Source organism: Bacillus salipaludis, from assembly GCF_004358205.1.
Genome location: NZ_SMYO01000054.1, coordinates 1 through 6,806, shown reverse-complemented (window position 1 = coordinate 6,806; position 6,806 = coordinate 1). Strand labels below are relative to the sequence as shown.

Annotated in this window: 10 protein-coding genes; 7 read left to right on the top strand and 3 right to left on the bottom strand. The window is 33.5% G+C overall.

What is annotated here, in order from left to right:
- Positions 1–353 precede the first annotated feature (353 nt).
- The gene (locus tag E2K98_RS29655; RefSeq protein WP_133340523.1) at positions 354–818 is read left to right on the top strand and encodes a MarR family winged helix-turn-helix transcriptional regulator; all 465 of its coding nucleotides are present in this window, start codon (positions 354–356) and stop codon (positions 816–818) included.
- A 129-nt stretch (positions 819–947) separates the two neighbouring features.
- Here the strand turns inward: E2K98_RS29655 and E2K98_RS29650 are convergent, their stop codons facing one another.
- Complete coding sequence (locus tag E2K98_RS29650) at positions 948–1,328, bottom strand: MerR family transcriptional regulator (RefSeq protein ID WP_133340521.1); 381 nt, start codon at positions 1,326–1,328, stop codon at positions 948–950.
- Between the two features lie 139 nt (positions 1,329–1,467).
- Between E2K98_RS29650 and E2K98_RS29645 the strand changes: the two genes are divergently transcribed.
- Positions 1,468–2,238, top strand: a complete 771-nt coding sequence (locus tag E2K98_RS29645; RefSeq protein WP_133340519.1) for an SDR family NAD(P)-dependent oxidoreductase — start codon at positions 1,468–1,470, stop codon at positions 2,236–2,238.
- 339 nt (positions 2,239–2,577) lie between these two features.
- Here E2K98_RS29645 and E2K98_RS29640 read toward each other — a convergent pair whose 3' ends face one another.
- Complete coding sequence (locus E2K98_RS29640; RefSeq protein WP_133340517.1) at positions 2,578–2,916, bottom strand: GNAT family N-acetyltransferase; 339 nt, start codon at positions 2,914–2,916, stop codon at positions 2,578–2,580.
- A 286-nt stretch (positions 2,917–3,202) separates the two neighbouring features.
- On the opposite strand from E2K98_RS29640, the gene E2K98_RS29635 reads away from it, so the two are divergent.
- The 3 genes from E2K98_RS29635 (at position 3,203) to E2K98_RS29630 (ending at position 4,262) form a co-directional block, all read left to right on the top strand.
- Positions 3,203–3,430 carry a hypothetical protein gene (locus E2K98_RS29635; protein ID WP_133340515.1) on the top strand — a complete coding sequence of 76 codons (228 nt, stop codon included), beginning with the start codon at positions 3,203–3,205 and terminating at the stop codon, positions 3,428–3,430.
- 175 nt (positions 3,431–3,605) lie between these two features.
- Positions 3,606–3,779, top strand: coding sequence for a DUF5320 domain-containing protein (locus E2K98_RS31365; protein ID WP_165976434.1), 174 nt, complete (start codon positions 3,606–3,608; stop codon positions 3,777–3,779).
- Between the two features lie 135 nt (positions 3,780–3,914).
- Positions 3,915–4,262: a hypothetical protein gene (locus E2K98_RS29630; RefSeq protein WP_133340514.1), complete on the top strand. Its 348-nt coding sequence runs from the start codon at positions 3,915–3,917 to the stop codon at positions 4,260–4,262.
- A gap of 306 nt (positions 4,263–4,568) precedes the next feature.
- On the opposite strand, the gene E2K98_RS29625 is transcribed toward E2K98_RS29630, so the two are convergent.
- The gene (locus tag E2K98_RS29625; RefSeq protein ID WP_133340512.1) at positions 4,569–4,958 is read right to left on the bottom strand and encodes a DUF502 domain-containing protein; all 390 of its coding nucleotides are present in this window, start codon (positions 4,956–4,958) and stop codon (positions 4,569–4,571) included.
- 380 nt (positions 4,959–5,338) lie between these two features.
- Here E2K98_RS29625 and E2K98_RS29620 point away from each other — a divergent pair, with 380 nt between their 5' ends.
- Together E2K98_RS29620 and E2K98_RS29615 are read left to right on the top strand one after the other, a co-directional pair.
- The gene (locus tag E2K98_RS29620; protein ID WP_133340510.1) at positions 5,339–5,836 is read left to right on the top strand and encodes a DinB family protein; all 498 of its coding nucleotides are present in this window, start codon (positions 5,339–5,341) and stop codon (positions 5,834–5,836) included.
- Positions 5,837–6,326: 490 nt separating this feature from the next.
- On the top strand, positions 6,327–6,560 hold the full coding sequence (locus E2K98_RS29615; protein WP_133340508.1) for a hypothetical protein: 234 nt from the start codon (positions 6,327–6,329) through the stop codon (positions 6,558–6,560).
- Positions 6,561–6,806: the final 246 nt, after the last annotated feature.

Genomic DNA, 6,806 nt, shown 5'->3' with positions numbered 1-6,806 from the left:
AAGATATCTAGGAATACCATGTGTATTGGATAGAGTGGTACAACAAGCCATTCTCCAAGTAATTGAACCAATCATAGATCCATACTTCTCTGAGAATAGCTTTGGTTTTCGTAAAGGCAAGAATGCCCACCAGGCAATCAAACTTGCCGTACGATACTTAAAAGATTGAACCGCCGTATACGGAACCGTACGTACGGTGGTGTGAGAGGTCGGGGATTAAATTTCCCCTCCTACTCTATTGTGCAAACGAGGCAGGTTAATGAATAAGTGATTGTTTATTGCCATTTTCTTATGTAAAATAGTTCATAGTTGAACAGTTTGTTTTTGAACCAGTTTACTTAGGAGTGATAACAATGGATTTGAATTTCAAAGACCCAAAAGTTAAACAAGTACAGGAGGTTTATCAATCATTATGGGCAATTAACAAAACCACAGCTAAATTTACAAAAACGAATGCAGAAAGTTTTGGGCTTACATTACAACAATTATCAATACTAAATACATTGTTTGCATTTCCAGAATCAACACAGCAAGAGTTGGTTGAAAGGCTTATTTCATCTAAGAGTACGATTAGTGTTGGGGTTGATAAATTAGTTAATATGGGTTTGGTTGAAAGAAAATTTTCTGATGAAGACCGAAGAGAAGTAAAGTTAAAGCTAACAATCAAAGGGGAAGAAGTATCTAAGAACTCAAGTAAGAATTCAATATCTTATAAAGCTATGCTTTCTGCATTAGAAAATATGGATGATGAGGATATTCAATCTTTACTTCGTATTCAAAAAGAACTATTAAATAATTTAATCCAAAGTGGCTATTAATACCAATTGTTCTTCAACTATCGGGTAGCTTTAGCTCAATAACAAGTAATTTAAGGAACGCACGTATATGTTCATCTAATACGTTCGTTCCTTTTATTATGTTTTTACGTTATTAATCCAAATATAATATTATGCTTTTGTATCTACTCCATTTCTTTTCAAAATCATTTCTTTATATAAAGTAATTTTATGTTCTAACATTTTATTCGTTTCTTTCAGTATCTCTAACTGGTTTTCGATGGAACTTTTATGATCTTCTAATAGTTTTAATCGATTAATTGCTGTATGTTCTCCTTCAGTATACAAGAAGGCATACTCTTTGATTTTTGTGATTGGCATTTGCGTCTCTTTTAATTTTAAAACAAATTTTAGCCATTGAAGATGCGATTCAGTATATTTTCTTTCTCCATTTTCATTCCGATCTGGAAGAATGATATTCTCTTTTTCATAGTAACGTAATGTATGTGTGCTAACGCCTACTAGTTGTGCCACTTCGCCAATTGTATACATAAAACCCTCCATTTTTAACCAATGCTAATCAAGTGTAAAAAATAGGTTTGACTTAGAGTTTACTCTAAGCACTATAATAAATCTGTAAAAGTTAACAATCAATTTTTGTTAGTATAACAAAATATTAGGAGGCAATAAAATGAAAAAATATACAGTTATTACAGGTGCAAGTTCTGGTATTGGCTATGAAACAGCTCTTGCTTTTGCTGCTCGCGGTAAAAATTTAGTCATTGTGGCACGTAGAACTGAGGAGCTTGAAAAACTTAAAACAGAGATCGTGAAAGTAAATGCAGCATTAGATGTCGTTATTAAAACAGTTGATTTATCGAATATGAAAAATGCTTATACATTATATGAAGATTTAAAGGGATATGAAATTGAAACGTGGATTAATAACGCAGGATTTGGTAATTTTGCATCGGTTGGCGATCAAAATTTAACTAAAATTGAGACAATGCTTAATTTAAATATCGAGGCTTTAACTATTTTAACTTCTCTTTATGTGCGTGACTATTCATCAGTTGAGGGAACACAAATAATTAACGTTTCATCAGGTGGGGGTTATACGATTATTGGAAATGCAATCACATACTGTGCTTCTAAATTCTATGTAAGTGCCTTTACTGAAGGGCTTGCACATGAATTAAAAGAAAAAGGTGCAAGCATGCAAGCAAAACTATTGGCTCCTGCTGCAACTGAAACTGAATTTGCAAAAGTATCGAATGACTTAGAAGAAAATGTTAAGTTTGAAGGACTTCTTCCAAAATACCATACTGCCAAAGAAATGGCTGGATTTATGCTTGATCTTTACGATAGCGAAAAAGTAGTTGGAATTGTAGATGGTCTTACTTATGAATTTCAATTAAAAGATCCAATTTATCCTTATGCAGTAAGAATGAGAAGCGAATAAGGTTGATTTATCATCGAGATTCTAAAATTTCTGGGATATTAACCTTATAATTTTACGTAAATTAAAAAGTTCCTTGCTAATTGTAATATCCTATTAAAAAGAGGTTCTTCCATAAGGAGAACCTTTCATATATTTGTTCAACTAACTAGGTGCTAGAGGTAAAGAAGGTATAGTGCTGCAATCCTTTTATAAGGGAGGTTAGCATAATAAGAATACAAAAAGGATCATCAGTTTATAACAGGTTCGGATGAAAAGAGATGTTCAAATTGAACAAACCAAAAGCAAAAAAAGGGTAACGTTTAAGTTACCCTTTTAACAGATATTTTAAAAAGATGAATTTTAGTCGAGAGATTTTGTTAAAATCCATTTTCCTGGTTGTCTTACAAACCCTAGTTTTTCATTAATAGCTAACATTGGTTGATTGATAGATGAATTATTGGCTCTCATTCGAGAGTATCCGTGTTTTATATTATTTTTAATGACTTGTAATTTCAAACCAAAAGCGATTCCCTTACCACGCATTTCTTCCATTGTACCAGTGAAAGAATTGTACATTTCTATACCCTTAACTCTTTCATTTGCAATTGAAATGCCTACTAGACGATTATCCACTTCAGCAAGCATCACATTTTCTGGTAGGTTCGACTTTAGTATAGATGCTGCAATTTCCTTTTCCATTTTAGCTCCTTTACCATATGAAACAGGAACGTCCTTCGCTAACGACCTGAGTAACTCACATATCATCTCAAAGTTTTCATCACCAGGGAAATCTTTCATCGTTTTAAAAGATACACAGATTTCTTCGTATTTATTTCTTATTCAGCTAACGGGGCAGGTTAATTTAACAAGAATTAGGAAGAAACAAGAAATTTGTGCATTTTTATGACATTAAAATTTTCAAAAAAACATAAATTTAAATGCTGTAATTGATTTGGTATTATAATGAGTAATGTGGGGGAATGGAATGGTTAAATTGGGGTTTTACCTTGCTGGAATAATTATTATTCTAACAATTTATACTGCAATTTCACACAATTTCAGGGTTATTCCGTATACTGAGTTTTTATCAGGATGTATGCTTATTATATTAGGAGTTCTTTTTATAAGAATAAAAAGAAAAGGAATAGGAACTTTTCTCTTTGTAGCTAGTGGGATTACATTTATTTGTCTAATTGGTCTAATATGGGGATAACATATAACCCTACTTCAATTAACGGGTTCAAGAGTTACAGAACCAAGCTGTCATTTTGGCAGCTTTTCTTATTGCACTTACGGAAGGATTTTTTAAGAAGAAAAAAATAAACGTCCCCCGTTTTACCGTTTTATGGTAATGTTAAAGTAGTTTATTTATAAGGGGCGACAAAGTTGTGGGGGTCATTTTAACATTATTTTACGGATTTGTTGGTTTAGTCGTTCTATTTCTTATATTTGTATATGCAGTTAGTATTGGTATTGATAATTCTAAGCAAGTTAAGGCTTTAAGGTCCGAACTTAAAGAAATAAAAAACCAACTTAAAGATTTAGATGAAAATGTGAAATAACTTTGTGTTGTTATTCAAGGGGGCTTGAGTTGAAAACGGTGATCGCTGCGGCGGTCTTTTTTCTAGTTAAGCTAACTGGACAGTTTAGTTGAACAAGAAATGGTAAAATCATTATTATTGCAACTCGAATAAGAGGTGATATTTAGGTTAGGAATAAAAAATTACAATCCTAAAATTTATACCGAACTATCTCAAATAATAAATGACCATAAAACAAGGTTACAGGGTCTTAAAGGGAAGCAAATAGAGGAGATTTGGGTTGCGTGGGAACAAAATGAAGATGAGTGGTTTAATGATTTACCCGTAATAATAAGGTTTGAAGATTGTCAATTAGAATTATGTGCTTATAAAACTAATGAATACGCTGTTACATTTGATCAAATTGATTTATCCGATGAGATTGATTATTATGGTACAGATTTGGTAATTAGATGGGAAAAGAATAAGTTAAAGGAACTTAATAAATGTATTAACAACGAATAGTTATAGTCGAAATTATTGAATGGATAGCACAATTAACTGGAATGGGTTTTCACCTTGAAGAAGGTTATTTTGCAGTATGTAACGGTTTAGATGAAAATGAGATATGTATTAATAAGAATGAAGAACCACAATACACGTACACATATGTTTAAAATGATTATGTTCGCTATTAAACAAACAGGGGCTATTGTTCATTAAGTGCAGTCGCTTTTTCACCAACAAAGTAGATTAATTAAGCTGTCATTGTGGCAGCTTTTTTTATTGCACTAATGGGGGCAGGTTTGTTGAACAACAGGGTTCAATAAATTATCTATTATTAATACAAAAAAGCGTGAGAATACCACGCATATCATTGTCTTTTTTTAATTGTAAATTGCCTTTATTAAACATAATAAGTCCATTAATTCGCTCATATAGGGCATATAAAGGATATAGCAGACCTATAAATACTATGATTGATGGTATTTTTTCAATAGGAGGAATAATGCCTGAAAGCAAAGATATTAATGTCTCTGTTAAGTAAATAAATAATGGAATTATTACTATCAAACCGATCAGAAGAAATGGTGTTACTTTAGTTTCTTTTAGTTTAGCTTTGCAGTAAGGACATTTCATTGTAAATGGTGATGAAAATTCCTCAAAATCATCAAGCGTTATTGCTTTTTCACAATTAGGACAAGGGATAGAGGTTCTCATTATAAATCTCCTTATAAACGAATTAAAATTTAGTATAATTGGGAATTACCTTTAGTGTAAACAGAAATTCTTCCATTAGGAGATCGCTTTTTCTTATTCGACTAACGGATGCAGTTTAGTTAAATAAAGAATGGTTGAAGAGAGGCTTTTGTCTAATAACCTCAAGGGGTATCTTATTTGTCATGATGAAGGAATAAAAACTGGATGAGTCGAATAAATCATAGTGATCTTGTTTTTTTGTACTCTCAAAATAAATGATTGGAGTATTTCATTGAGAGTAGTTTTTTTCGTTATATGCCCGACAGTCGAAAATGAAGGTAATTTTATGCCATCACTTTTAACTTTGAAGGATTACACTATACAGTGAGGAGATTGATTTTATGCAAGTTATAGCCAAAATGTTTTTAGAACAACTCGACATGCATTGCTATGAGAATGAGTGGTTTGCATCCATAAATCAGGCGCTTCATGGAGTCATCGCAGCTGAGGCAGCATGGACAAGTTCGGGAATCAGCAATTCGATTTGGCAGATTGTCAACCACTTGATATTTTGGAATGAAGACGTAATCCATCGAATTAAGGGCACAGAGAATCCGCATAAGGCAGAAGACAATGAAGAAACCTTTGGAAATCCGGGGGATCCAGAAGACGAAATTGGGTGGGCCCAGACAGTGCAGCACCTTAATGAAGTCATGAATAAATTAAAAACGGTCATTGCGGACCTTGACGATGAAAAGTTAAAATCTCCGTATGCAGCTAACAGGTACTCTATTGAGCGTTTACTCAGCAATATCATGATGCACGATACGTATCATCTCGGCCAAATTGTTCTGTTGCGAAAGTTGCAATCCTCTTGGGGTGGCGTGGATTGGTCCTAAAGCACCATAATTCAGCGACGTTCCTCGCCCAGCCGTAAAAGCAGTATTGAGGGTGTGAAGCCCTTTTCATTCTCTATGGTGAAGCGGGTGATTTTCCTGCTTTATGGATGGCTAAACGGGTGTATGTCAAATAAATTAAAACGTATTTGCAGAGCAATCTTTCGCATATTTCATTGTTCAACAGTCGGGCGCTTTTCTTAAATAAGAAGGCGTCATTTTGCATGTACAACACATTTAAGGATTGAGTTTAATGAGGTGTAAAAAAAGATTGTGAAGTCCTGTACTTAAAGTAAAGGGTGCTTTCCTTAAATAATATCCAAGTATCGATTTTAGTTGCTATTGCCTTTATTTATAATTCTTTTAATTACACTGAGTTTTCTGGTGAGGGAGAATTCTATTTTAAAAGGTCACTATTGAACACTTCCATACAGATGTAATTATAAGAGGAAAAATAGATTCTATTACTGATAATGGGGATTGTCCTACTATTTTGGGTGGTACATGTGACACTCCAGATACAACAATAATAACTGGAATATATGGAGAGACAGAAGATGGGAATCCAGTATATTGGGATGATAGCGGTGGAGTTAATAATGACCTATCCATATTTTTTCAAACTGACGATGCTATGTATCTAACTTCAAAGAATATCAACGTAAAAATTGGAGATGTAATTGAGGTTCGTGAAGATGACAATGGACAAATGATACCAGTTAATTAATTCTTAAGTGTTTTCTTTTTACCAAAATTAGAAGCCCCTCTCGACTGAGAAGGGCTTTTCCTATTATTATATTACCTTTTTCTTGTTGAACTAACGAAGCAGGTGTGCGGCCGAGCCTAGGTCGTATCATATAACGGGTGGGATTCCCGTCGAGTAAGAACTAGCCATTCGCTCGTAGCGAGTCTTGGAGGGCTAAAGGTAACTTTAGTCTTTAAGCGTAGACAGTTAGGTGGCGGGCCGAAAGCC

Bases quoted from the DNA above. Each gene is read 5' to 3' on its own strand.
- E2K98_RS29655 (WP_133340523.1), top strand. From the start codon at position 354: ATGGATTTGAATTTCAAAGACCCAAAAGTTAAACAAGTACAGGAGGTT.
- E2K98_RS29635 (WP_133340515.1), top strand. From the start codon at position 3,203: ATGGTTAAATTGGGGTTTTACCTTGCTGGAATAATTATTATTCTAACA.
- E2K98_RS29640 (WP_133340517.1), bottom strand. From the start codon at position 2,916: ATGGAAAAGGAAATTGCAGCATCTATACTAAAGTCGAACCTACCAGAA.
- E2K98_RS29645 (WP_133340519.1), top strand. From the start codon at position 1,468: ATGAAAAAATATACAGTTATTACAGGTGCAAGTTCTGGTATTGGCTAT.
- E2K98_RS29625 (WP_133340512.1), bottom strand. From the start codon at position 4,958: ATGAGAACCTCTATCCCTTGTCCTAATTGTGAAAAAGCAATAACGCTT.
- E2K98_RS29650 (WP_133340521.1), bottom strand. From the start codon at position 1,328: ATGTATACAATTGGCGAAGTGGCACAACTAGTAGGCGTTAGCACACAT.
- E2K98_RS29620 (WP_133340510.1), top strand. From the start codon at position 5,339: ATGCAAGTTATAGCCAAAATGTTTTTAGAACAACTCGACATGCATTGC.